Annotated in this window: 16 protein-coding genes; 10 read left to right on the top strand and 6 right to left on the bottom strand. The window is 68.7% G+C overall.

All coding sequences use genetic code 11. The annotated features are described in order from the left end of the window. Positions 1 to 153: 153 nt before the first annotated feature. The 6 genes from PBN85_RS11575 (at position 154) to PBN85_RS11550 (ending at position 9,967) form a co-directional block, all read left to right on the top strand. Positions 154 to 1,155, top strand: a complete 1,002-nt coding sequence (locus PBN85_RS11575; protein WP_037533615.1) for a LacI family DNA-binding transcriptional regulator — start codon at positions 154 to 156, stop codon at positions 1,153 to 1,155. Continuing rightward, positions 1,152 to 2,576, top strand: coding sequence for a glucoamylase family protein (locus PBN85_RS11570; RefSeq protein ID WP_271299087.1), 1,425 nt, complete (start codon positions 1,152 to 1,154; stop codon positions 2,574 to 2,576). The genes PBN85_RS11575 and PBN85_RS11570 overlap by 4 nt, the downstream gene beginning before the upstream one ends. Before the next feature lie 217 nt (positions 2,577 to 2,793). Continuing rightward, the gene (locus PBN85_RS11565) at positions 2,794 to 4,308 is read left to right on the top strand and encodes a tryptophan halogenase family protein (protein ID WP_271299086.1); all 1,515 of its coding nucleotides are present in this window, start codon (positions 2,794 to 2,796) and stop codon (positions 4,306 to 4,308) included. 160 nt (positions 4,309 to 4,468) lie between these two features. Continuing rightward, positions 4,469 to 7,495 carry a TonB-dependent receptor domain-containing protein gene (locus tag PBN85_RS11560; protein ID WP_271299085.1) on the top strand — a complete coding sequence of 1,009 codons (3,027 nt, stop codon included), beginning with the start codon at positions 4,469 to 4,471 and terminating at the stop codon, positions 7,493 to 7,495. 10 nt (positions 7,496 to 7,505) lie between these two features. Next, a complete protein-coding gene (locus PBN85_RS11555; protein ID WP_271299084.1) occupies positions 7,506 to 8,177 on the top strand; it encodes a DUF6445 family protein in 672 nt (223 codons plus the stop codon). After that, entirely contained in the window at positions 8,177 to 9,967 is a 1,791-nt protein-coding gene (locus tag PBN85_RS11550) for a family 43 glycosylhydrolase (protein ID WP_271299083.1), read from the top strand. Before PBN85_RS11555 ends, PBN85_RS11550 begins: the two co-directional genes overlap by 1 nt. Positions 9,968 to 9,971: 4 nt before the next feature. Here PBN85_RS11550 and PBN85_RS11545 read toward each other — a convergent pair whose 3' ends face one another. Continuing rightward, on the bottom strand, positions 9,972 to 12,164 hold the full coding sequence (locus PBN85_RS11545; protein ID WP_271299082.1) for a penicillin acylase family protein: 2,193 nt from the start codon (positions 12,162 to 12,164) through the stop codon (positions 9,972 to 9,974). A gap of 28 nt (positions 12,165 to 12,192) precedes the next feature. Here PBN85_RS11545 and PBN85_RS11540 point away from each other — a divergent pair, with 28 nt between their 5' ends. Further along, positions 12,193 to 13,470: a metal-dependent hydrolase family protein gene (locus PBN85_RS11540; protein WP_271299081.1), complete on the top strand. Its 1,278-nt coding sequence runs from the start codon at positions 12,193 to 12,195 to the stop codon at positions 13,468 to 13,470. 110 nt (positions 13,471 to 13,580) lie between these two features. Next, the gene (locus PBN85_RS11535) at positions 13,581 to 14,858 is read left to right on the top strand and encodes an MFS transporter (protein ID WP_051583361.1); all 1,278 of its coding nucleotides are present in this window, start codon (positions 13,581 to 13,583) and stop codon (positions 14,856 to 14,858) included. Positions 14,859 to 14,881: 23 nt separating this feature from the next. Here the strand turns inward: PBN85_RS11535 and PBN85_RS11530 are convergent, their stop codons facing one another. Beyond that, complete coding sequence (locus PBN85_RS11530; RefSeq protein ID WP_271299080.1) at positions 14,882 to 16,204, bottom strand: SGNH/GDSL hydrolase family protein; 1,323 nt, start codon at positions 16,202 to 16,204, stop codon at positions 14,882 to 14,884. 189 nt (positions 16,205 to 16,393) lie between these two features. On the opposite strand from PBN85_RS11530, the gene PBN85_RS11525 reads away from it, so the two are divergent. Beyond that, on the top strand, positions 16,394 to 17,287 hold the full coding sequence (locus PBN85_RS11525) for an SGNH/GDSL hydrolase family protein (protein WP_271299079.1): 894 nt from the start codon (positions 16,394 to 16,396) through the stop codon (positions 17,285 to 17,287). A 72-nt stretch (positions 17,288 to 17,359) separates the two neighbouring features. Here the strand turns inward: PBN85_RS11525 and PBN85_RS11520 are convergent, their stop codons facing one another. The 3 genes from PBN85_RS11520 to PBN85_RS11510 form a co-directional block, all read right to left on the bottom strand. Further along, complete coding sequence (locus PBN85_RS11520; RefSeq protein WP_271299078.1) at positions 17,360 to 19,543, bottom strand: TonB-dependent receptor; 2,184 nt, start codon at positions 19,541 to 19,543, stop codon at positions 17,360 to 17,362. A 168-nt stretch (positions 19,544 to 19,711) separates the two neighbouring features. Beyond that, on the bottom strand, positions 19,712 to 20,758 hold the full coding sequence (locus PBN85_RS11515) for a LacI family DNA-binding transcriptional regulator (protein ID WP_271299077.1): 1,047 nt from the start codon (positions 20,756 to 20,758) through the stop codon (positions 19,712 to 19,714). Positions 20,759 to 20,840: 82 nt separating this feature from the next. Further along, complete coding sequence (locus PBN85_RS11510; protein WP_271299076.1) at positions 20,841 to 22,217, bottom strand: neutral/alkaline non-lysosomal ceramidase N-terminal domain-containing protein; 1,377 nt, start codon at positions 22,215 to 22,217, stop codon at positions 20,841 to 20,843. 177 nt (positions 22,218 to 22,394) lie between these two features. Between PBN85_RS11510 and PBN85_RS11505 the strand changes: the two genes are divergently transcribed. After that, positions 22,395 to 23,495, top strand: coding sequence for an alpha/beta hydrolase fold domain-containing protein (locus PBN85_RS11505; protein WP_271299075.1), 1,101 nt, complete (start codon positions 22,395 to 22,397; stop codon positions 23,493 to 23,495). Between the two features lie 9 nt (positions 23,496 to 23,504). Here PBN85_RS11505 and PBN85_RS11500 read toward each other — a convergent pair whose 3' ends face one another. Next, positions 23,505 to 24,662, bottom strand: a complete 1,158-nt coding sequence (locus PBN85_RS11500; protein WP_271299074.1) for a glycoside hydrolase family 68 protein — start codon at positions 24,660 to 24,662, stop codon at positions 23,505 to 23,507. Between the last annotated feature and the right edge of the window lie 149 nt (positions 24,663 to 24,811).

Genomic DNA, 24,811 nt, shown 5'->3' with positions numbered 1-24,811 from the left:
CATCGCCGTCATAGCGCGTGCCCGGCGGTACCCGTGAACGACCCCGGTGCTTTTCGCGTTGACGCTGTCCTGTAACCGGTTACACAGCTCGCAGGCGTCGCACAAGATGTGTCGCGACGATAGACGGCCGGGGATGGCTTGCAAGGGGAGGGTATGAAACAGGCATCCGCCACGGTCCGCGACGTCGCCCGCGTCGCCGAGGTATCGGTCGCATCGGTATCGCGCGCGCTCAACGGGCACAGCAGCGTCCACCCCGACATGCGCGCGCGCGTGCTCGCCGCCGCCAAGACGCTCGGCTATGTGCCGCATGCCGGCGCGCGCAGCCTGTCGCTGGCGCGCAGCCATGCGATCGGCGTCGTGCTGCCCGATCTGTACGGCGAGTTCTTCTCCGAGATTGTCCGCGGCATGGATCGCGAGGTCACGGCGCGCGGCTATCACCTGCTGCTGTCGAACATGCATGCCGATGCGGCGCTGGCTGCACAGGCGATGCGGTCGATGCGCGGCCGCGTCGACGGGCTGATCGTGATGGCGCCGCAACTCGACACCGCCGAGCTCGACGAGGCGCTGCCGCGCGACGTGCCGGCGGTGCTGGTCAATTGCCGCGAGACGGTCGGCCGCGCCGCCTACCGGATCGACAATACCGCCGGGATCACCGCCGCGGTCGCGCATCTCGCCGCGACCGGCCGTCGCCGGCTGCTGCACATCAGCGGCCCGGAGGGCAATATCGACGGACGCGAACGCCGTGATGCCTTCCTCGCGGCGATGGCGGTCCATGCCCCCGGCATCGCCCCGATCGTCGTCGCGGGCGACTTCCGCGAGGAATCGGGCGTCGCCGCCGTGCGCCGGCTGATCGAAAGCGGCGAGACGTGCGACGGCATCGTCGCCGCCAACGACATGATGGCGCTGGGCGCGATGAGCGCGCTGCGCGAGGCGGGGATGGCGGTGCCGGGTGATATCGCCGTCACCGGCTTCGACGACGTGCCGCTCGCCCGCTACCTCGGTCTGACGACGGTGCGGATCACCCTCGCCGAGATGGGCGCGCGGGCGACCGCGCGACTGATCGACGCGCTCGACGGCGGCGCATTGTCGCCGGACACCGAGATCATCGCGACCGAGCTCATCATCCGTTCCACCACCGGACCTTTGCCGACATGACCTTCGCCCCGATCGACCGCCGCGCGCTGCTCGCCCGCGCCCCGCTCGCCACCGCCGCCGCCTGCTTGCCCGCGGCGGCGGGGGCGGCGCCGGCGCGCGTCGTCCTGCCCGGCTGGTTCGACGACCTCGAAGAGCGCACCTTCCGCTTCTTCTGGGATCTCGCCAATCGTGACAACGGGCTGGTGCCGGATCGCTGGCCGACCCCGTCCTTCGCCAGCATCGCCGCGGTCGGCTTCGCGCTGACCGCCTATCCGATCGGCGTCGCGCGCGGCTGGATTCGCCGCGAGGAGGCGCGCGACCTGACGCTCGCCACCCTGCGCTTCTTCGCCACCGCGCCGCAAGGCGATGCGCCGGCGGGGATGAGCGGTCACCAGGGTTTCTTCTACCATTTCCTCGATATGAAGACCGGCACGCGCTTCCGCGACACCGAACTCTCCAGCGTCGACACCACGCTCCTCTTCCTCGGCATCCTGTTCGCCGGTGCCTGGTACGATGCCGCCGACCCGGCCGAGGCGGAGATCCGGCAACTGGCGCAGACGATCACCGATCGCGCCGACTGGCCGTGGTTCACCAACGCCCGCGGCAACGTGTCGATGGGCTGGCACCCGGGGCAAGGCTTCATCGACCGGGCGTGGGAGGGGTATAACGAGGGGATGATGGTCTATGTCGTCGGCCTCGGCAGTCGCGGCAAGCCGCTCGCCGACGGCGCGTGGGAGGCGTGGACCAAGACCTATCCCGCCTTCTGGCGCGGGCGGGGCAAGACGCGGCACCTCGCCTTCGCACCGCTGTTCGGCCATCAATACAGCCAGATGTGGATCGACTTCCGCGGCATCCGCGATGCGGTGATGCGCCGGGCGGGGATCGACTATTTCGAGAACAGCCGCCGCGCCACTTATGCCAACCGCGCCTATTGCATCGCCAATCCAATGCGCTGGGACGGCTATGGCCGCGATATCTGGGGGCTGACCGCCTGCGACGGGCCGGGCAATCTCACCTTGCCGTTCAAGGGCCGGACCGCGACCTTCTTCGGCTATTCGGCGCGCGGACCGCTCGGCCAGCCTGACGGGCGCGACGACGGTACGCTGGCACCGACCGCCGCGCTCGGCAGCCTCGCCTTCGCGCCGGAGATCGTCGTCCCTTGCGCCGAGGCGATGAAGGCCCGGCCCAGGCTGTACGGTCAATATGGCTTCCTCGACAGCTTCAACCCGTCGTTCCGCTACACCGACGCCAGACTGGAGGCGGGTTCGGTGGATTCGACGTCGGGCTGGGTGGATGGCGATTATCTCGGCATCGATCAGGGTGCGATCCTCGGCGCGATCGCCAACACGCGCGACGAGGGCGTGTGGCAGGTGATGCGCCGCTCGCCGACGATCCGGCGCGGGTTGCAGCGCGCCGGCTTCGCGGGGGGATGGCTGGGATGAGGGCACGCCTCGCCACTGCCGCAAAGTCGCGGCCGACGGAGGAGCGGGCCAATCCCGCAGCGCACGTCAGTATTCCTGCGCAGTCGGGGATCCAGTGGCCGAGCAGAGCACCGGTGCGTGGCGGTAAGAACACTGGGCTTCTGCCTGCGCGGGAGCACTGGTGGGTCCGGCGCCGTGAGTCCAAGCGCGCGCGGCCGACCGCGACAGGGCAGGGCGCATGACCGCCGCCCATCCCAATCCGCCGCTCAAGACGGTCACCATCGTCGGTGGCGGCACCGCCGGGTGGATGACCGCGGCGCTGCTGTCGCGGCTGCTGCTCGGCGCCTATACCATCCGGCTGATCGAGTCGGCGGAGATCGGCACGATCGGCGTCGGCGAAGCGACGATCCCCGCCATCCGGACGTTCAACGGACTCGCCGGCATCGACGAATTCGAATTCGTCCGCGCGACGCAGGCGACGTTCAAGCTCGGCATCGAATTCCGCAACTGGGGCGGCGTCGGCGACAGCTACATCCACGGCTTCGGCAAGATCGGCCAGGATCTCTACTGGCTGCACTGCCACCAATTCTGGCTCAAGGCGCGCGCGGCGGGCGATGCGCGGCCGTTCGACCATTACTCCCTCAACACGCTCGCGGCGCGGATGAACCGGTTCGCGCTGCCCGATCCGGCGCATCCCCATTCGCCGATCGCCGACCTCGATTACGCCTATCATTTCGATGCCGCCCTCTACGCCGCCTTCCTGCGCCGCCGCGCCGAGGCGGCGGGGGTCGAGCGGATCGAGGGGCGGATCGTCGCCGCCAACCGGCGCGGGCAGGACGGCTTCCTCGATCATGTCGTGCTCGCCGACGGGCGGACGGTCGACGGCGACCTGTTCGTCGATTGCTCGGGGATGCGCGGGCTGCTGATCGGCGACGCGATGGGCGTCGGCTATGAGGATTGGGATCGCTGGCTGCTCTGCGACCGGGCCATCGCGGTGCCGAGCGCGCGGCAGGGGCCGCTGACGCCCTATACGCGCTCGATCGCGCACGATGCCGGCTGGCAATGGCGCATCCCGTTGCAGCATCGCACCGGCAACGGCCATGTCTATGCGAGCCGCTTCGTCTCGGACGAGGCGGCGGCGCGGACGCTGCTCGCGTATCTCGACACCCCGGCGATCGGCGATCCCCGGCCGGTGCGCTTCCGGCCCGGCAAGCGGCTGCGCGCATGGGAGAAGAACGTCGTCGCGCTGGGCCTGGCCGGCGGTTTCCTCGAACCGCTCGAATCGACCAGCATCCACCTGATCCAGACCGGCATCCTGCGGCTGCTCGCGCTGTTTCCCGGGCGCGGCTTCCATCCCGCCGACATCGCCGAATACAACCGCCAGACCGACTTCGAATATCGCGACGTGCGCGACTTCATCATCGCGCATTACAAGGTCACCGAGCGCGAGGACACGCCGTTCTGGCGCTACGTCAAGCATATGGAGGTGCCGGACAGCCTCACCGAACGGCTTGCGCTGTTCGCGGCGTCGGCGCGCTTCTTCCTGCACGGCAGCGCCGAACTGTTCCGCGAGGAGAGCTGGGTGCAGGTGCTGCTCGGCCAGCGGCTGCACGCGACCTATGATCCGATGGTCGACATGGTGCCGGCGGAACAGGCCACGGCGTTCCTCCACGATGTCGAGGAGGTGATCGGCGAGGTCGCCGCCGGCATGCCGACGCACGAAGCGTTCATCGCCCGTCACTGCCAGGCCTGACTGTTGCCGGGCGGCAACACTGCCAGCCTTTAGCATCAGCCCGGTTGTAACCGGTTACGGACGCGAGTAACCGGTTTCATACGCCCAGCGCGATCCGCTGCCGTCGCTCGTCGACGTGCCGGCGGGAGCAAAGATCGGGTAACGGATGGAGGGGTTTGCAATGGCAGCAGGGATTCACGCCGCACGGTTCCGTCGCGGCATTTCGGCCGTGGCGCTGGCTGCGGCGCTCGTCGTCGGTGCGCCGGCGCTTGCGCAGTCGACCTCGACGTTGCGCGGCAAGGTGGTGGGCGTCGCGCCCGGCACCGCCGTCGTCATCACCGATCTCACCACCGGGCAGGTGATCCGCGGCCGTACCGACGATACCGGCACCTACACCATCCCCGGCATCCGCCCGAGCACCTACCGCGTCGCGGTCGACGGCCAGCGGCCGCAACAGGTGGTGGTGCCGGTCGGTCAGACGATCACGCTCGACATCAACATCGCGGCCGCCGCGACCGAGGCGGGCGCGACCGAGACGACGACCGCCGCCGATGCGGGCAGCGGCTCGGGCAGCGACATCGTCGTCACCGGCCGCCGTACGCAGGAGGTGCGCACCGCCGAGGTCGCCACCAACGTCTCGCAGCAGCAGATCGAGAGTCTGCCGCAGAGCGACCGCAACTTCCTCAACTTCGCCGCGCTCGCGCCGGGCGTCGCGGTGACGCCGGGACGCAGCAACCGGCAGGTGCAGGCGGGCGGGATCAGCGCCGACAACGTCAACGTCTTCATCGACGGCCTCAGCCTCAAGAACCAGGTCAATCACGGCGGCGTCGCCGGCCAGAACTTCAGCCAGGGCAATCCCTTCCCGCAGCTCGCGGTGCAGGAGTTCAAGGTCGATACGCAGAACTTCAAGGCGGAGTACGAGCAGGCGGGTTCGGCGATCATCACCGCGGTGACCAAGTCGGGCGGCACCTCGTTCCACGGCACGATCTTCGGCGAATGGCAGCCCAAGGGGTTTTACGGCACCAAATATTTCGACCGGCCGGGCAAGGCGAACAATCGCGACGGCTCGCTCCAGCAGGGCGATTACGACCGCAAGCAATATGGCGGCGATTTCGGCGGCCCGATCATCAAGGACGTGCTGCATTTCTACGGTGCGTTCGAGGCGACCGACCAGAAGGCGCCGTCGACCGCGGTGTTGCTCGGGGCGACCAATACGACGGACGAATCGCAGCGCGTGCCGCAGGCGATCATCAACCAATATAACGGCAGTTATCCGCAGGACTTCCACCAGAAGCTCTATTTCGGCAAGCTGACCGCCTTCGTCAGCAATGCCGACACGGTCAATTTCAGCGGCTTCTTCCGCCGTGAAAGCAATCTGGCCGACTTCAGCGGCACGTCGGTGCCGTCGCACGGTCATCTGCTGCAATCGAAGATCGACCTCTATCAGCTCGAGTGGAACCACCGCGGCGACAATTGGCTGAACGAAGCGACGATCGCCTATAATACGGTGTTCAACGGCACGCCGCGGGTCACGTCAGGTCCGGAGATCATCCTCGGCCAGCCCGGCACCGTGCTCGCTGCGCTCGGCGCCAATGGCTTCGAACAGGCGGACGAGCAGAAGACCTGGACGTTCAAGAACAACGTCACCTTCTTCAGCGGCGACCACGTCATCAAGGCGGGCGCCAAGGTGTCGCTCAACGATCTGTCGCGCGCCGAGGACAATCTTGGCAACGGTTCCTATTATTTCACCCCGGCAACCTATACGACGTTCGATGCGTCGACGCCGACGCAGGCGGCGGTGTCGGTGGTTCCGGTGACCGCGGCGAAGGTCAAGGACACGCAGATCGGCCTGTTCATCCAGGACGATTGGACGGTCAACGACCACATCACGGTCAATGCCGGCATCCGTTGGGATTACGAGACCAACGCCAAGAACGATAACTTCGTCACCCCCGATGCGATCGCCACCGCGCTGCGCAACTATCAGCCGTGGCAGGCGGCGGGGATCAATCCGGAAGACTATATTTCGAACGGCAGCAACCGGAAGCCCTATTGGAAGGCGTTCCAGCCGCGGCTCGGCATCTCCTACGACATCAACGGCGATCGCGACACGGTGCTGTTCGCCGGTGCCGGGCGCTATTACGACCGGCCGCTGTTCATCACCTCGGCGATCGAGACGGTGAAGGCGTTGTACCAGCGCACCGTCACGCTCAACTTCTGCGACGGCGCCGGGCAGACGACCTGCGCCCAGGTCCGTAACAACAACGGCGGTGTGCTGCCTGCGACGACCCTGGTGTGGAACGACAGCTACAAGAACGTCGACAATCTGCGCGCCGCCGCGACGGCGACCGGCGTCGGCGGCGACGTCTGGCTGCTCAACAACAACACCAAGCTGCCCTATTCCGACCAGTTCAACTTCGGCGTGCGCAAGCGGCTCGGCGTGGTGCAGACCTCGATCACCTTCAGCCACATCCGCAGCCACAACATCTTCAAATATGTGCGCGGCAACCGGCTGCCGAGCGGCCAGTACACCAGCCAGGGCGACCAGTGGATCGAGGACAACTTCCCCGCCTCCGGCATCCTGCCGGGCTATAGCGGCAAGCTCAACATCGGTTCGAACGACGGCAAGGCCGAATATAATGCGGTCTATTTCACCGCGGAGAAGCCGTTCGTCACCGGATCGAAATGGGGTTTCACCGCGACGCTGACCTTGCAGCAGGCGAAGAGCAACGTCGCGCAGGAATTGCAGAGCGACGAATTCTACAACGGCCCGCGCGTCGATGCCTATGGCTGGAATTACGTCGCCGGCGTCGAGAAATGGCGTTTCGTCGGCACCGGCATCGCGCGCGGGCCATGGGACACCAAGCTGTCGCTCACCGGGACGTTCAGTTCGGGGCCGTCGTTCGGGCAGGTCATCTTCCCGGCCGTCAAACCCGAGAACGCCTCTGCCTACGGCAATTTCGGCGGCGTATTCTGGCCCGACCAAATCGTCGGCTATGCCTCGGTCGATGCGCGCATCTCCAAGACGTTCCGGATGCCGTGGGGGACCGACCTCGAGGTCAATTTCGCGGCGTTCAACCTGTTCGATTCGGTCAACCGCACCTATTCGGCGTGGGGCGCGGGATCGGGCGTCAATCCGAGCAAGCGCGAGAATGACACGCAGGGCGTGCCGCGCTCGTTCCAGGTCGGCGCGAGGTACAAGTTCTGAGGCCAGTGCGATGACGCCGAGCCTGCTGCGCGTCGGGCACAGCCGGAGCCCGGTCGTCATCGTCGACGATGCCAGCGGCGACGTCGACCGGATCGTCGCCAGTGCCGCGGCGCTCGCGCCGTTCCCGGTGGCGGGTGGCCATTATCCCGGTGTGCGACGCGTGCTCGGCACCGGCGACGGCGCGGCCTATGACTATGCGGCGGCGCTGCTCGATCGCGTCGCGCCGTTCATCGGTGGCGCATTCGATGTCGATGGCTTCGACTGGATCGAGGCGAGCTTCTCGATCGTCACCGCCGCGCCCGCGGCGCTGACCCCGGTGCAACGTGCGCCGCATTTCGACGCGACCGACGAGGGCTATATCGCCGTGCTCCATTATCTGACCGATCAGCCCGCGGGCACCGCTTTCTACCGCCAGCGTGCCACCGGCATCGAGCGGGTCGACGCGGGCAATTGCGCCGCCTTCGTCGCCGCCGCGCGCGACCAGGGCGCGGCGCCTGCCGGCTATATCACCGCGAGCAACGCCGCGTTCGAGCAGATCGGCCGGGTCGAGGCGCGGCGCGACCGCGTCGTCATCTATCAGGGCTGCCTGCTCCATTCGGGGATCATCCCGGACGACCTGCCGCTTAGCGCCGATCCGCGGCAGGGGCGGCTGACCGCCAATCTGTTCGTGCAGGCGCAATGATGATCGCCTGGCTCGCGCTCGCCGCAGCTGCGCCGGGCCAGACCTATGCCAATCCGGTCGACCTCGACTATCGCTACAATTTCGAACAGATCAACGAGGGCGTGTCGTACCGCACCGGCGCCGATCCGGTGATCGTGCCGTTCAAGGGCGCCTATTATCTTTTCCTGACGCTGGCGGACGGTTATTGGCGGTCCGCCGACCTGGTGACGTGGCGCTTCGTCACCCCGAGCCGCTGGCCGGCGGAGGGGATCGTCGCGCCGGCCGTCAGTTCGGACGGCGAGCGGCTGCTGATCATGCCGTCGATGACCGGGCAGGGGGCGATCTACGGCACCTCCGATCCGGCGAGCGGCCGGATCGACTATGTCGTCCGGCGCATGCCCGTCCTGCCGGGGGCGGTGAAGTCGGGGTTCGAGGACAGCATCACGGGCGATCAGGTGCCGCCCGGCCCGTGGGACCCGGACCTGTTCCGCGACGACGACAAGCGCTGGTACCTCTATTGGAACTCGTCCAACGTCTTTCCGATCTATGGCGCGCCGGTCCGCTTCGCCGAGGGCAGGATGACCTATGGCAGCCCGCGCAAGGCGTTCATCCGGCTCGATCCCGACCGGCATGGCTGGGAACGGTTCGGCCAGGATCACAGCGGCACCCTGCCCGACGGCACGCCGATCAACCCGTTCATGGAGGGCGCGTGGATGACCAAGGTCGGCGGGCGCTACTATCTGCAATATGGCGCCCCGGGCACCGAATATAATTCCTACGCCACCGGCACCTATGTCGGCGCGTCGGCGATGGGGCCGTTCACCTATGCGCCCTATAATCCGGTCGGCTACAAGCCGGGCGGCTTCGTCCAGGGGGCGGGGCACGGCAATACCTTCCAAGACCTGCACGGCAATTGGTGGAACACCGGTACGCCGTGGATCGGCTATAACTGGACGTTCGAGCGGCGCATCGGCCTGTGGCCGACGGTGTTCGACGCCGACGGGCAGATGCGCGTCTCGACCCGGTTCGGCGACTTCCCGCAGCGCATGCCGACGACGCGCGTCACCGATCCGGACTCGCTGTTCACCGGCTGGATGCTGCTCTCCTACCACAAGCCGATGCAGGCGAGCGGCAGCGTCGCCGGGCATCCGCCGAGCGATGCCGCCGACGAGAACCCGCGCAGCTTCTGGCTGTCGCCCGACGCGGCGCCGGGCGCGACGCTGACGATCGATCTCGGCGCGGTGAAGACGCTGCGCGCGGTCCAGGTCAACTTCGCCGACTATCAGGCCGGGCGGTTCGGCGACGCCCCCGACATCTATACCGAATTCCGCCTCGAATCGTCGCGCGACGGGCGGACATGGCGGCCGCTGGCGCGGACCGGACAGCCGCGGCGCGACCGCCCCAACGCCTATGTCGAACTGCCGCGACCGACCGCCGCACGCTTCGTCCGCTATGTCCATGGTCATATCGGCGGCGCAAATCTCGCGATCAGCGACCTGCGCGTCTTCGGCACCGCCGGCGGAGCGGCGCCCGCCGCCCCCGCGCTGATCGCGGCGACGCGCGCCGCCGATTCGCGCGACGCGACGATCCGCTGGCGCCGCGTTCCCGGTGCGGTCGGCTATAACGTCCGCTGGGGCATCCGCCCCGACCGGCTCGCGCTGACCTATCAGGTGTTCGCCGATCGCGTCGCAACTGGATCGGCGGCGACGCTGCCGCTGCGCGCGCTGACCAAGGGGCAGGGCTATCATGTCGCGGTCGAGGCGTTCGACGAGAATGGCGTTTCCCCGCTCAGCCGCGTCGTGGCGATGTAGCGCGTCAGCGCGTCGGATCGCCGGGGCGATAGCGACGCTCGACATGGCCGGAGAGCTCGTCCGGGTAGAAATAGACCGGGCGCAGCCGTCCGGTGGCATAGCGGTCGATCTGGTCGGCGAAATGCGGCGAGGCGGGATCGCCGCTCTGGCCGCCGGCCATCACCGCCATCGCCCGCACCCGCGGGCCGAACTCGACGATCGCGACGAAGCTGTTGCCGCTGGTGCCATAATAGCGCTGCGTCCCCGGCCAGGTCTTGGCGCCGAACGACGCGAGGCTGCCCCATTGCGCCGAGGTGAAGGGGACCGGGGTCGACGGTCGTGCGTCGTCGAAATGCGGCTGGATCGCGTCGTCGAGCCGCTGGAACCGGTTGATCGCGCGCCACGGCGTGCGCCAGCTGCCGAAATCGCGGGTCAGCCGCGTGACCGCGGCGTCGAGCGCGGCGAGTTTGGCCGCGGGGGTGACCCGCGTGGCGATATAATCGGGTACGTTGATCCGCTCGGCCTGGGCGAAGGCGCCGACCTCGCGCCATAACTGGTCCCCCCAGATGATTGCGAGGCTGGTCGCGACCGAGTCATAGCCCCAGCGGTCATCCCAGCTTGCGAGCGTCGCGACCGGCGCGGCGAGCGTGCGCCGGCGCGGATCGCCCGCCGGCAGCGACCGCCACGCCGCGACGAGGCCGGGCAGCAGCCGCGCGAAGGCGGGCAGATATGGGTCATAGGCGGCGGCGCGCAGTCGCTCGGGCGTCCAGCCGCTCTTTCCGGTCAGCAGCAGGTCGGCATGGTCGCCGCGCGCATTGCCGCCGATCTGGTCCATGTAGCGCGGATAGGCCGCTGCCTTCGGACTGTCGGGGCCCGCCGCGCTCCACGGCCAGTCATTGGTGTTGTGCACCCAGCCGACGCGCGGATTGGCGACGCTGGGCAGCGTGGCGAGCGCGTGCAGACCCTTCCAGTCGGTGGCGGGGTCGCTGCCGTCGACCGGGCGGGTATAGTCGAAGCGGTCGTCGCGCACCGGCATGAATTGCGGCATCAGGAACGCGATCTCGCCGCGATCGTCGGCGAACAGCGTGTCGTTCGAGGAATTGGCCTTGCGCTCGGCGATCGCAGTATAGGCGGCGAGATCCCTGGCCTTGGTGCGCAGCCAGCTCTGTTCGAGCGCCGGCACCGGGCGCCACATCAGAGCGGTGGCGATCCAGCGGCCGTTCTTCGTCGCAACGATCGGGCCATGATGCGTCGCCCAAGTGGTGAACCGCCGTTCGCCCAGCCTGCCATCGGGCTGGCGGACGCGGATCGTCACGCTGCGGGTGGTGACCGGCCGCACCTCACGGCCGTAGCGATAGGCCCAGCCGTCGCCGCGCCGGACCACCGCCTCGGCGAACTGGTCGACGTTGTCGACGGTGGCGGAGGTGTGCATCCAGCCGGCGTGCGCGTTGAATCCCTGGTAGACGAAGAACTGCCCCCAGGTGCTGGCGCCATAAGCGTCGAGCCCCGCATCGCTGGTCATCTGCGCTTCCGAGCGGAAGTAGAAGCTGGTGTGCGGATTGATCAGCAGCAGCGCATGCCCCGCCTGGGTCAGCCGGGGCGCGATGGCGATGCCGTTCGATCCCGACGGCTCGCGCGGGATGGCGCCCAGCTCCTGCGGCGAGGGCGGCGTGGGCTGCCCGTAGAAGGTCTTGAGGTCGGCGAGCGAGATGCGCTCAATATCGCCGCCGATGCTGCCTTCGGTGAAGCTCAGCGCCATCCACGGTTCGAACCGGGTCAGCACCTTCGGCTTGGTCTGCGGATGCGTCGCGAGATAGAAGTTGAGCCCGTCCGCCCAGGCCGCCATCAATGCCCGCAACCAGCCGGGGCTGGCGGCATATTGCGCCTGCAATTCGGCCGGGTCGACGAACAGCCGCTGGCGCAGGTCGCTCCAGACCGCGCTCTCGCCCTCCGCCTCCGCGGTACGGCCGAGCGCGGTCAGGTAATTGGCCTCGATCCGCGCGAAGTCGTCCTCGGCCTGCGCATAGATCATGCCGAAGACCGCGTCGGCGTCGCTGCGGCCGCGGATATGCGGCACGCCCCAATCGTCGCGGGTGATCGTCACCCGCGCCGCCTCGGCCTGCCATCGCGCCATCTCCGGCAGCGGCGCGGCGGCGGTCGTCGCCAGCAGGCTTGCGAAGATCAGCGGATTGCGCGCGCGCCGGAGCAGGGTAACCATGAGGCGAGCCTAGAACGAGGAGTGGGACATGGCCAAGCGCTGGTTGGCGATCATGATGGCGGGGCTGCTCACCGGCGCCGGCGCGCCGCCGGACGCGCCTGCCACCGGCGGCGCCATCCTGCTGCGGCCCGCGGCGGTGTTCGACGGCGTCGACGGGACGCGCCAAGCCGGCTGGCAGGTGCTGGTGCGCGGCGACCGGATCGTCGCGGTCGGACCCGGCCTTGTCGCGCCCGCGGGCGCGCGGAGCATCGATCTGCCCGGCGATACGCTGATGCCCGGCATGATCGAGGGGCATGGCCATCTCTTCCTCCACCCCTATGACGAGGCGAGCTGGGACGATCAGGTGCTGCACGAGCCACTCGCGCTCCGCACCGCGCGCGCGGTGGCGCAGGCGCGCGCGACGCTGCGGGCCGGCTTCACCAGCGAGCGCGACCTCGGCACCGAAGGCGCTGGCTATGCCGATGTCGGGCTGAAGGCGGCCATCGATCAGGGGATCGTCGAGGGGCCCCGGCTGAGCGTCGCGACGCGCGCGATCGTCGCGCTCGGCGCTTATGGCCCCAAGGGGTTCGAGCCGGGCGTCGCCATCCCGCAGGGGGCGGAGGAGGTTTCGGGCGTCGAGTCGATCGTCGCCGCGGTGCGCCGCCAGATCGCCGCCGGCGCCGATTGGATCAAGCTCTACGCCGATTATCGCTGGCGGGCCGGCGAGGACAGCCGCGCGACGCTGAGCCTCGCCGAGATCGAGGCGGCGGTGGCGGCAGCGCATGACGCGGGCCGGCCGGTGGCGGTCCATGCCGCGACCGCGGAAGGCATGCGCCGCGCGATCGCTGCGGGGGTCGACACGATCGAACATGGCTATGGCGGCACGCCAGCGATCTTCGCGAGCATGGCGGCGAAGAAGATCGCCTTCTGCCCGACGCTCGCCGCGGCCGACGCGAGCGCGCGCTACCGCGGCTGGAGCGGCGCCGAGCCGGCGCCCGCGGCGGTGCGGACGAGCCGTGAGGCGTTCCGCCTGGCCCGCGCCGCGGGCGTGCCGATCTGCATGGGCGGCGACGTCGGCGTCTTCGCACATGGCACGAATGCGCGGGAGATGACGCTGATGGCGGCGGCCGGGATGACGCCGGCGCAGGTGCTGCTCGCCGCCACCTCGGGCAATGCGCGCTGGATGCGGATGGGCGACCGGCTCGGCGCGGTGAAGCCGGGCCTGCTCGCCGACCTGGTCGCCGTCGCGGGCGATCCGACCGCGGACATCGATGCCGTCCGGTCGGTACGGCTGGTGATGAAGGGCGGTATCGTCGTCGACGGATAGCCGCCGGCGATTCGCCCCGCCCGATGAAGCCGCGACGCAACCGATTGCCTAATCCTGCCCGCCATGGCTACACTCGCTTCAACGACGAAAAAGACAGGGAAGGATCGGACATGGCGGCACAGGGGCACGATGGCGGCGGCAGGGGCGCCGCGCGTGCGGTGAAGGCCTTGGTCTTCCTGATGTTCGCCGCCTTCGCGATGACCACCGATTCGGTCGGCACGGTGATTCCGGAAATCATCCGTGAGTTCCGGCTCGGGCTGACCGCGGCGGGCGCCTTTCAATATGCCACCATGTCGGGGATCGGGCTGGCGGCGATCGGCCTCGGCTTCCTCGCCGACCGGATCGGACGCAAGCGGGCGATCCTCGCCGGGCTGGTGCTGTTCTGCGCGAGTTCCGCCTTCTTCGCGCTCGGCCATCGCTTCGGCCTGTTCGTCGTGCTGCTGTTCGTCGCCGGGATCGGTATCGGCGTGTTCAAGGCGGCGGCGCTGGCGCTGATCGGCGACATCTCCACCTCGACGCGCGAACATGCGCGCACGATGAACCTCATCGAGGCGTTCTTCGGCGTCGGCGCGATCGTCGGTCCGGCGGTGGTGAGCGGATCGCTCGCGATGGGGGCGAGCTGGAAATGGGTCTATCTGGTCGCGGCGGCGCTGTGCGTGCTGCTGATCGTCGGCGCCGTGGTGACGCCGTTTCCTAAACCGGCGGCGGCGAAAGCCGACGCGCCGGTCGACATGCGCGGCAGCCTCGCGCTGCTGGGTGATCCGATGGCGTGGTTCTTCGGATCGCTGCTGATGCTCTACGTCGGCGCGGAAGCGGCGATCTACGTATGGGCGCCGACCTATTTTGCGGGCTATCAGGGCCCGGCGGCGTGGCTGGTCGCCTATACGGTGTCGGTCTTCTTCGTGCTGCGCGCGGCGGGGCGGTTCCTCGGCGCGTGGCTGCTCGCGCGGCTCGACTGGAGCATCGTGATCGCGGCGTGCAGCGGCGCGATGGCGGTCCTGTTCTGGCTGGCGGTGGTGTTCGGACGCGATGTCGCCGCCTATGCGCTGCCGGCGACGGGGCTGTTCATGTCGGTCCTCTATCCGACGATCAATTCGACCGGGATCAGCTGTTTCGAGCGGCAGCGGCATGGCTCGATCGCCGGGCTTCTGCTGTTCTTCACCTGCATCAGCGCGGTGCTCGCGCCGCTGGCGATGGGCGCGGTCGGCGACCTGATGGGGACGAGCGTCTACAGCATCGTGCTCGGCGGCGGCTTCGCGACGCTGCTCGCGGCGCTGTGCGGCTGGAACCTGGTGCGCAAGCCCGCCGCGGCGCGGCTCGCGCGACGGAACCGCGAGGATTATGCCGCCGATCCGGCCGACACGCTCGCCACCGCCGTGCCGGCCTGACCGGCACGGCACGGCACGGCGGTTCAGCGGAACAGCGTCGGCGGGATCGCCCGCGCCATAGCGGCATTGCCGGCGTCGTTGGGATGGACATGGTCGCCCGGATCGAACGACGGGCGCAGCCGCAGCGGATCGGCGGGGTCGCGCACCGCCGCGTCGAAATCGACCACCGCATCGAACCGGCCGCTGCCGCGGATCCAGGCGTTGACCGCGCCGCGCATTGCTTCGCCCGCCGCCGAATAGAAGGGCAGGCCCTTGGTCGGCAGGATCGTCGCGCCGGCGATGCGGATGCCGTGCTGATGCGCGCGGGTGATGAGCTGGTCGAGGCCGGCGATGATCTGCGCCGCGGTCACGCCCTCGCTGGCGGGGACGCCGGGGATGATGCTCATGTTGATGTCGTTGATCCCTTCGAGCAGCAGCACCCAGCGCACGCCGGGCCGCGCCAGCACGTCGGAGTCGAAGCGTTGCAGCGCGCTCTCGCCCGCGCCCATCTTGAGGATGCGATTGCCCGAGATGCCCATGTTGACCACGCCGAGCCTACCGCCGCCCTCTGCCTGGAGGCGGGCGGCGAGCAGCTCGGGCCAGGCGCGGTGCGCGCCGGGTGTCGTCGCATAGCCGTCGGTGATCGAATCACCGAAGGCGACGATGGTGCCGGCATCCGCAGCGGCGGCGGGGACGCTGAGGCCCGACAGCCAGAAATAGGACCGGACGGTCTGCGGTGCGGTCAGCGTCGTCGCGGCGGTCTGGTCGCCCGCGGCGATATAGGCGGGATTGAGCCCGAGCGGATGGACGGTGTTGGTCGGGGTGGCGGCCGGCAGGTGGATCGAGACCGCGACGTCGGCGAGCGGCGCGACGGCGAGCGGGATCGGATCGCTGACGATCGTCGCGCCGGGGAACATCGTCACGCTGCGCCGGCCACCGAAGGTGACGACGCGATCGCTGGCGGTGCTGATGCCACCGTCCGGCTGGGCGAGGGCGGCGTGGATCGCCCCCAGCGTCACCGTCGGACCACCGGCGGCATTGCGGAAAACCAGCCGGACCTGCGGTCCACCGACGCTGGCGCGGACGATCATCCGCACCGTCTGGTCGGCGAGGGTCGGCGGGACGGGGACGATCGGCGAGGGCGGCGTCGGGGCCGCATTGCGGGACGGGGCGGGCCGCGCGAAGGCGGGCGGCGGCGGCACCGGGCCGAGCGGCTGGGCGGTGCCCCAGCTTTCGATCCAGCCGGCCATCGCCGGGGTCTGCAAGGCGACGGGCGACGCGGCGGTCTGCGCGCCGGCCGGCGGGGCCAGTGCGATCAGGATCGTCGATGCCGCCGCGGCGATGCGCCCGTTTGCCCGTGTCTTCATGCCCGTCTCTCCTGTTTTCCGGGGAGATTAGGACCGCTCCAGCCCCTGTGCAAACCATTACGTCCACGACCCGGGGAGGCGACATCTCGCGCTGTCAGGCTCACGACAATCCTTTGCCTGACCGGCTCCCCCAGCTATGCTGGCGCAAAGACAGGAGGGGATATGCCGCGTATCATGATACGGGCCGCCATGATCGCGGCCCTGGGAGCGACCACCGCCATGGCGCAGGCACCGGTCGCGCCGCCGACGCCGCAACTCGGTGAAGCCTTTCCGGCGGTCAACGGTACGACGATCCGCTGTCCGTTGCCGGTGCCGCCCGCCGCGGCGCAGCAGGCGGCGCAGTTCGAGACGCGGCCGCGCAACCTCGACGAGATGTCGGCGATGGCGCAGCGCTTCATGGACCCGGCCAATCCGATCGGCGCGGGCTTCCGCAAGACGCAGGCGGAGCAGCAGGCGAACGACTGGCCGTTCCTGTGCCGCTATCGCGACGCCAATGCCGCGCTCAAGCAATCCGGCCGGCGTCCGGATGTCGTATTCATGGGGGATTCGATCACCGAAGGCTGGATCAACGCCGACCCCAGCTTCTTCACCAGTTATAATTACGTCGACCGCGGCATCAGCGGGCAGAGCAGCAGCCAGATGGTGGTGCGCTTCTATCACGACGTCGTCGCGCTGCATCCACGCGTCGTCCATATCATGACCGGCACCAACGACATCGGCGGCGCGACCGGTCCGGTGACCGAGGACGAATCGATCGACAACGTCCGCGCGATGATCGACCTGGCGCAGGCGAATGGCATCACCGTCGTGCTGGCGAGCATTCCGCCGATGTCGCGCCTGCTGCCGCGGCCGGACTTCAACCTGCGGCCCGTGGTGCGCGCGCTCAACGCGCGGCTCAAGGCGCTCGCGGCGGAGCGGCGGATCGCCTTTATCGATTATTACACGCCGTTCGCGCAGCCGGACGGCGCGTTCGATCCGCGTTATGCCAATGACGGCGTGCACCCGACCCGCGCCGGCTATGCGGTGATGGAGCCACTGGCGCAGCGCGCCCTGTCGAGCGCGCTGGCCAAGGCGCCGCGCTAGGGCGCCTTCCGTGCTCCTGCGAACGCAGGATCACGGCGGCTCCTGCCCCCTCGGCAGGAGGGGGCGGCCAGCTCATTGGAAGTTGGCGCGCAGGCGCAGGCCGATCGTCCGCGGGGTCGGGCGCGCGCCGGCGTTGGGATTGTTGTTGAGGATGATCGTCGGCCCCTTGGCGTCCGACAGATTGTCGCCGAACAGCACCAGCTCATAGGGCCCGTGACGCACCCCGACGCTGGCGGTGAAATTCTCATAGGGCCGCGCGGTCAGGTTGAGGCTTTGCAGGCGGTTGCCGGTGTGGCTCCACGCGGCATTGGCGAAGCCCTCCCAGTCGGTGGTGATCGCATGGGTGTAGGCGGCGTCGACGCGCCAGTTCTGCTCGATCGTGTTGACCAGCCGCGAGCCCTTCTGGAGATAGGGCAGCGCCGCCTGCACGACCGGATCGACGCGGTCATATTCGCCGTGGTTGAAGTTGGCGACCGCGCCCACCGACAGGCCGGTGACCGGCGTGCGCCAGTGGACGTCGATGTCGACGCCGCGCGTCGTGCCGTCGCCGAAGTTGGAGAAGCCGGAAACGCTGGCGTTGAGCGTCGGCGTCGGCGTCAGCAGGTCCTTATATTGCGTGATATAGCCGTTGAGGCCGATGCTGAGGTTGCGGTCCGGCGTCCGCCATTTCACCCCGACCTCGTAATTGCGCGAGCGTTCGGGCTTGGTCTGCGTGCCGGCGGGAATGCCGATCTGGCCGAGCAGATCCGCCTGCACCTGCGACTGGACGATGCCGGCGCGGAAGCCGGTCGCCGCGGTGATGAACGCGGTGAGCGCGTTGGTCGGCAGATAGGAGAGATTGAGCCGCCACGTCGTCACGTCGCGCGTGTTGCTGTTGGTCGTGCTCGCATCCTCGAAGGTGCGCTTGTCGTGATAGAAGCGCAGGCCGCCGAGCGGCACCAGCTTGCCGTCGAACAGATCGTAGCTGACTTCGCCGAACACCGCATAGTTGCGCGTGATCGTATTGTTGTCGGCGTTGATCGAGACGAAGGGCGGGATGTCGAGCTGGTTGGCCTGCGGCCCCTTGCCGTTCTGATAGGCACCGCCGAACAGCCAGTGGAACGGCCCAATGCCGTTCGAATTGATCCGCACCTCCTGGCTGAACATCGTCGGATAGAATTGGCTCGAGAAGAAGCCGGCGGGCGAGATCGGCACATAGATGCCGAAATTGCCGTCGAGCTGGCTGGTCGCGCTCGTCACCGAGAAATGCTTGAGATCCCAGGTCGCCGACAGGCTGTACAGCTTGAAGTCGCCGTTGCCGAAGCTCGGCTGCGCGGCGGTATTCTCGTAATAGGGCGGACTGACCGATTGCAGGCTGCCGAGGAAATCCTGCCGCGGGCGGAAATGCCAATATTGCGCACGGAAGGTCAGGTTGCTGGCCGGCTTGAACAGCGCGACGACGCGGATGTCGTCGTTCCGTACCTTGTTGACGCCCTTGCGGTCCGGCGTGCCGTCATAGGCGCCGTAATATTCGTCGGCCCAGCCCGGATTGAACGAATGGCCGCCGCTGACGCGGATCGCGAGCAGGTCCTTGACGATCGGCACCGAGATGACGCCCGCGACGCCGTAATTGAGCGCGTCCGCCCCCTTGGTCGACGATCCTTCCAGCTCGACCGCGCCCTCGATCTTCTTGAGGTCGGGATCGCGGGTGTGGAAGATGAACACGCCGCCGGCCGAGCCCTGACCGTAGAGCGTGCCCTGCGGGCCGCGCAGCACCTCGACGCGGTCGAGGTCCTGGAAGCGGATCGGCGGCGCGATGCCGAAATTGGTGACGACGAACGGCACGTCGTCGACGTAATAGCCGATCGGCGAGTCGCCGTTGGCCGCGCCGGCGCCGGCGCCGCGGATGCTGTAGGAGCGCGAGGCGACCGACTGGCGCTGGCTTTCGAACGCGCCGGGAATGTTCGAGATCAGGTCGGCGACATTGTTGATGTTGCGTTCGCGCAGGTCTTCGCCGCCGAACGCCTGGATGGCGAGCGGGACCGTCTGCAACGTCTGCGCGCCGGTCTTGGATGCGGTGACGACGATGTCCTGCGTATCGGGCGAGGCCTGTTCGGGCGCCTGGCTCGGGTCGGCGGAGGTCGTCTCCTGCGCGGTGGCGCTCGGCGAGGTGATCTGCGGCGCGCCGTCGGTGGTCGACGTCGTCTGTGCGCCGGCGGTGCCGGCGGCCAGGCCGGCGGCGAGCGCGAGAATCGCGGCTCCCGTCTTCAAATGCATGTTCCTCTCCCTGATGATCGTTTTGATCTATCGTGACAATCGATTGCGTAACCCAATCGACGCACAATGCAAGGGGAAGTCCGTTATCCTGGCTAACGATTGCAGACGACACCGCGGGTGCGTCTTCGATACCACAGCCGCCGCGTGCAGGACGCGGCGGGCGGCGGATCAGCCGGCGCTGGTCGAGGCGCGCTCGGTGACGGTCGGTTGCAGGCTGATCGCCTCGGCCGGCGCGCCGGCGAGGCGGCGCATCAGCGCATCGACCAGCGCGCCCGCACCCGCGGCGAGGTCCTGCCGGACCGAGCTCAGCGGCGGCAGCGTGTGGCGGGCGATGTCGAGATCGTCGAAGCCGATCACCTTGACGTCGTCGGGCACCGCACGACCCTGATCGGCGAGCGCCTGGATCGTCATCATCGCGATCGTGTCGGAAGCGGCGAAGATGCCGTCGATCCCCTCGGCGATGGCGAGATAGTCGGAGATGGTGGTGAGTGCGAGTTCCGGTACGAAATGCACCGGCAGCAGCGCGCCGACATGGCCCGGTCCGGCGCTGCGGATCGCATCGCGAAAGCCGTGCAGCCGCTGCTCGACCTCCGGCACGCGCGGATCGCCGAAGAAGGCGAGCTTGCGGCAGCCGCGGGCGAGCAGATGCTCGGCGCCGATCCGGCCGCCCAACCGGTTGTCGCTGCCGACCGTGGTGTAATGATGCCCCTCGATCCGCGCGCCCCACACGACCATCGGGGCGTAGCGCTGCGCGACCTGATCGAGCACCTCCGCCTGATCCGACTGGCCGACGACGATGACGCCGTCGACGCGGCCGGCGTCGACGATCGCGTCGAGCCAGGCGGGATCGTTGGGCACGACGCGGGTGAGCAGCAGGTCGTAGCCGCGCTCGGTGACATTGTCGGCGATATGGCCGAGCAGGGTCATGAAGAACGGGTCGGAGATATGCTGCGTCCGCTCGTGCCCCAGCGGCACGACGACGCCGATCGCCCCGGTCCGGCCGGTGCGCAGGTTGCGCGCCATGCTGCTCGGCCGGAAGCCGAGTTCCTCGGCCAGCGCGCGCACCCGCTCGCGCGTCTGTACGGACAGATTGCCCGTGCCGGCCAGCGCGCGCGACACCGTCGCGGAGGAGACGCCGGCGATCCGGGCAAGCTCCTGGATATTCTGTGGCTTGGCGCGGGTGGCGGCGGGGGAGGGATCGGGCTTGCGGGCCAAGGGGCGCCTCTTCGTCAACGGGCGGTCACCGAACGCGAAGGCGGCGGCCCCGTCAAGGCCGGCCGCCCCGCCGTCCGGCAAATCAGCGGCGGTCCGCCTGTTGTTCGAGATCGAGCAGGCCGTTGATGATGCCGGTTTCGGCGCAACCCTGCTTGAGCCGCGACGACACGACTTCGAAGGTGTTCTGGCCATAGGCTTCGTCATTCGGGATATAGCCGGTGCCGGCCATGCCGTTGGTCAGCGTCGCCATCATCGTCCGCGCCGAGCCGGCCCGTGCCTTGAAGCGCTGCGCGATCGGGTTGAACACCTCGGCATTGACGCCGCCGATCTCGATATGGCCGATCTTGAGCATGCTCAGCCGGATCGGCAGCGGATCGCCGTCGGTATAGGTGCCGGGATAGCCGGCGCGCCCCTGATCGGTGCGGGTGCGGCCGGGGCAGGTGATCGTCTTGCTCGCGCCGAACAGGCGCGGCGCGACCTCCGGCCGGTCGAGCGTGTCGCGATTGACGCGCAGCACCTCCTCGCCGAGCATCTGGCCCATGGCGTTGGCGAGCTGGCGCTGCTGGTTCATCAGCCGGACGACCTGCGGGTCGCGCTTGTTGAGGCCCTGGCCGCCGGGCGGCATGGCGTTGCTGATATCCTCGCCGCGCTTGGCGTAATCGGCGACGCGGATCGCGCGCAGGTCGTAGGTCTGCTGGAAGAAGATCGGGTTCTGGTCGCCCGCGGCGCCCTCGCTCCACAGTGCCACCGCCTTGTTGTCGAGCGAATCCTCGATGTAGCGCGAGGTCGCACCGGGAATGTCGCCGCTGACCTGGTCGAGCTGGCCGTTGATGACCGCGTGGACGGCATAATTGTAATAGATGGCGATCGGCTGGCCGGCGGTGGTCTCGATCCGCACCACGGCGACGGTCTTGTCCGACGGCCCCTCGTAGTTCGGCCCTTCCCACCAGCGATGCGTCTTCGAGTCGATAATGTTGCGGTTGACGTTGATGTAGGAGACGCCCTGGCCATAAGCGATCCGCGCCGGCTGCAACCTGCCCGCCGCCTCGCGCAGCGCGGTCATGATCTTGCCGCTCATCGTCGGATCCATGCGGAAGGGGACGCTGTGGGTGTGCGTCGCGGTGATCATCAGCCGTTCGGGCGCGATGCCCAATTCCGTCTGTGCGCCCTGCGTCACCGCCGACCAGATCTCATTGGGGATCGCACCGGCGTCGACCGAGATCAGCGCGGCGCGGCTGCTGCCGTCGTCGAGCACCGCGACGCGTGCGTAGATCGGATCGTTGACGCCTTCGAACCCCTTGGGGAGCGAGGATTTGGCGGGGGTGATGTCGATCTTGGCGGCGCCGGCGCGGAACGGCACGGCAGCCGCCGGTGCCTCGGCCTGCGCTTGCGCCTGCGCCATGGCCGGGCTCTGCAATGCGAGCACGCACGCAGCCATCGCCAGCGGAATCCTTGTCATCGACCTCTCCTGTCTGCTTGTTTTACCGCAGCATAACCGCTCGACAATCGATTACAACAGCGCTCGATAGCTATCGACGGGCCCCGGTCATCGTGATTTGGCAAATCGATTGCCAAAGCGAACGGGGTTGCGCAGGATGGTGCGATACCGCGGTAACGGCGGCGACAGGAGAGACGGATGCGGCACGGACAGGGGCGGGCAGGGCGCGCGGCGATGGCGGCGATCCTCGCTGGCGGCATGGCGGTCACCGCGGCGGCGCAGACCGCGCCGGCGCCCAAGCCCGCAGCGGCGCAGGACGGCACCGTCGCGCTCGACGGGGTGCGCGTGCCGCTCTCCGACCTGATGAGCCGCGAGGGCGCGGACTATCTGCGGCACCTGATCGTCGACAAGCCGTTCGGCGCCCCCGCTGCCGACATCAGGGTGGAGCGGGCGCGGCAGGACGGCATCATGCGCGACTTCCTCGCACCGATGCGCCGCCGCTATGCGGTCGATATCGCGGAGCAGCGGATCGGCGGCATCGTCACCGACGTGGTGACGCCCTCGGCGGGGATCGCGCCCGAAAACCGCGACCGCGTGCTGATCAACCTGCACGGTGGCGGCTTCACCACCGGCGGCCGTTCCGCCTCGCTGGTCGAATCGGTGCCGCTGGCGGCGATCATGCGGATCAAGGTGATCTCGGTCGATTATCGCATGTCGCCCGAATATGCCTTTCCGGCCGGCAGCGAGGATGTCGAGGCGGTCTATCGCGCGCTGCTCAAGACCTATCGGCCCGAGCATATGGTGCTGTACGGCTGTTCGGCAGGCGGCATGCTGACCGCGGAGGTGCTGTCGCGCTTCCACCAGCGCAAGCTGCCGATGCCGGCGGCGGCGGGCGTGTTCTGCGCCTCGCTCGGCGCTTTGGCCGCGGGGGATTCGGCGGTGCTGGCCGGGCCGCTCAACGGCTTCACATTTCCGCCGCCGCCACCCGGCCAGCGGCCGGCGATGCCGCCGATGGCCTATCTCGCGGCGGCGCGTGCCGACGATCCCCAGGCCTATCCGCTGGTCTCGCCCGACACGCTGCGCGCCTTTCCGCCGACCCTGTTCATAACCGGCACGCGCGCCTTCGAGATGAGCGCGGCGCTCAACTCGCATAACGCGCTGGCGCGGGTCGGCGTCGAGTCGCAGTTCCACGCCTGGGACGGCATGTTCCACGGCTTCTTCTACAACGCCGACCTTCCCGAATCGCGCGAGGCCTATGCGGTGATGGCGAAATTCTTCGCCACCCACATGACGCGCTGACCGCGGCGCTCAGTCGCCGGCGAGGGTCGCGCGCGCGCCGTCGAGCGTCAGGTGCAGCACCGGCGCGAAGGTGGCACCGAACCGCCGCGCGCCCGCGTCGGCGGTGCCGCGACCCCAATCGTCGATGAAGCTGATCACCGACAGATCCGGCAGCACCAGCCAGCTATACGCCTGCCGCGGTGCGTCGGCAGGGTTGGCGAAGACCAGGCCGCTGCCGTTGAGCGGGGTCCAGTCGCCGTCGAGGGACTCGGCGACCATGCCGTACAGGCCGGTCGGCGCATGCGCGCAGGCGGGAGCGAAGACGTGGCGCTGCGTCGACCAGAACAGATAATAACGGCCGCCGTGGGCGACGACATGCGGCCGTTCGAGCTCGTTGTTGACGTCGGTCGCGTCGACGATCGGCGGCTGCAATTGCCAGTGCGGCGCAGCGTCCCGATCGGCATCGATGCGGCCGATGACGCCGTTGAACTCGCCCGTCGCCTCGGCGCGCGATCCGGCGAAGAACAAGGCGCGGCGGCCGTCGGCCGGGTCGCGGAAATAGGCGGGATCGCGGAAGGCCTTGATCGTGCCGATCGCGCCGGTGCCGGCATCGCTCGCCATATAATAGCGCGGATCGCGGACGACGATCTCGGCAAGGTCGCGCCAGTCGCGCAAGGCGGGCGTGTCGTCTTCGATCACCAGCCGCGCGTGCGCACGGAACAGCCGCTGTTCGAAGCTCGTCTCTGCCTCGCCGCGACGACCCGCGGCGGTGAAATAGAGCGTCAGCGTCGCTCCGTCGGCCTCCAGCACCGCCGATCCCGACCATTCGCGGCTGCCCGGCGCGAAGCCGTCGGGCATCGCCGGGCCGAGGTCCTGCCATCGGCCATCGCGATGGCGCAGCAGGTGGATCCGGGCATGGCCGTGGCGTGCGTCCGGATCGTCGAACCGCGGCGCACCGAGCGCCATCCACAAGGTCTCGCCGGCGCCGATCGCCGCGGGCGTGCCGTCATCGTCCTGCACCGGCCAGGCATCCCAGATGTCGAGATCGTCGGAAATCCGCGTTACATCGTCCGCACCGATCAGCGGCGCGGCAGGGCAGCGGGCCGGATCGATCCGGGCGACGTCGCCCACGGTCCAGCGTGCCGGCGCCGCACGCACCCGCCCCGACGTTTCCTCAACCCGCAGCATCTTCTCTCCGTCGCTTCGCCGACCCCGGCAAGCTGCTGGCTTATCGCGAAGAAGCGCGGGTGGCAAACGATTGCTCATCGTTTTGGAGCGATCATCGCCGGGTGGACTTCGATCGATGAGATGGTAGGTCTGTTTCGGATGTATATCGG

It is taken from the genome of Sphingomonas sp. CV7422, assembly GCF_027945725.1.
In the GTDB taxonomy this organism is placed as follows: Bacteria; Pseudomonadota; Alphaproteobacteria; order Sphingomonadales; family Sphingomonadaceae; genus Sphingomonas; species Sphingomonas kyungheensis.
The sequence above is the reverse complement of the archived record's forward strand: the minus strand, read 5'-3'. Positions and strand labels throughout refer to the sequence as shown.

Excerpts from the sequence above, each read along its gene's own strand:
- PBN85_RS11570 (WP_271299087.1), top strand. The coding sequence starts at position 1,152 with ATGACCTTCGCCCCGATCGACCGCCGCGCGCTGCTCGCCCGCGCCCCG.
- PBN85_RS11520 (WP_271299078.1), bottom strand. The coding sequence starts at position 19,543 with ATGCATTTGAAGACGGGAGCCGCGATTCTCGCGCTCGCCGCCGGCCTG.
- PBN85_RS11560 (WP_271299085.1), top strand. The coding sequence starts at position 4,469 with ATGGCAGCAGGGATTCACGCCGCACGGTTCCGTCGCGGCATTTCGGCC.
- PBN85_RS11535 (WP_051583361.1), top strand. The coding sequence starts at position 13,581 with ATGGCGGCACAGGGGCACGATGGCGGCGGCAGGGGCGCCGCGCGTGCG.
- PBN85_RS11565 (WP_271299086.1), top strand. The coding sequence starts at position 2,794 with ATGACCGCCGCCCATCCCAATCCGCCGCTCAAGACGGTCACCATCGTC.
- PBN85_RS11555 (WP_271299084.1), top strand. The coding sequence starts at position 7,506 with ATGACGCCGAGCCTGCTGCGCGTCGGGCACAGCCGGAGCCCGGTCGTC.
- PBN85_RS11575 (WP_037533615.1), top strand. The coding sequence starts at position 154 with ATGAAACAGGCATCCGCCACGGTCCGCGACGTCGCCCGCGTCGCCGAG.
- PBN85_RS11500 (WP_271299074.1), bottom strand. The coding sequence starts at position 24,662 with ATGCTGCGGGTTGAGGAAACGTCGGGGCGGGTGCGTGCGGCGCCGGCA.
- PBN85_RS11545 (WP_271299082.1), bottom strand. The coding sequence starts at position 12,164 with ATGGTTACCCTGCTCCGGCGCGCGCGCAATCCGCTGATCTTCGCAAGC.
- PBN85_RS11550 (WP_271299083.1), top strand. The coding sequence starts at position 8,177 with ATGATCGCCTGGCTCGCGCTCGCCGCAGCTGCGCCGGGCCAGACCTAT.
- PBN85_RS11525 (WP_271299079.1), top strand. The coding sequence starts at position 16,394 with ATGATCGCGGCCCTGGGAGCGACCACCGCCATGGCGCAGGCACCGGTC.
- PBN85_RS11540 (WP_271299081.1), top strand. The coding sequence starts at position 12,193 with ATGGCCAAGCGCTGGTTGGCGATCATGATGGCGGGGCTGCTCACCGGC.
- PBN85_RS11530 (WP_271299080.1), bottom strand. The coding sequence starts at position 16,204 with ATGAAGACACGGGCAAACGGGCGCATCGCCGCGGCGGCATCGACGATC.
- PBN85_RS11510 (WP_271299076.1), bottom strand. The coding sequence starts at position 22,217 with ATGACAAGGATTCCGCTGGCGATGGCTGCGTGCGTGCTCGCATTGCAG.
- PBN85_RS11505 (WP_271299075.1), top strand. The coding sequence starts at position 22,395 with ATGCGGCACGGACAGGGGCGGGCAGGGCGCGCGGCGATGGCGGCGATC.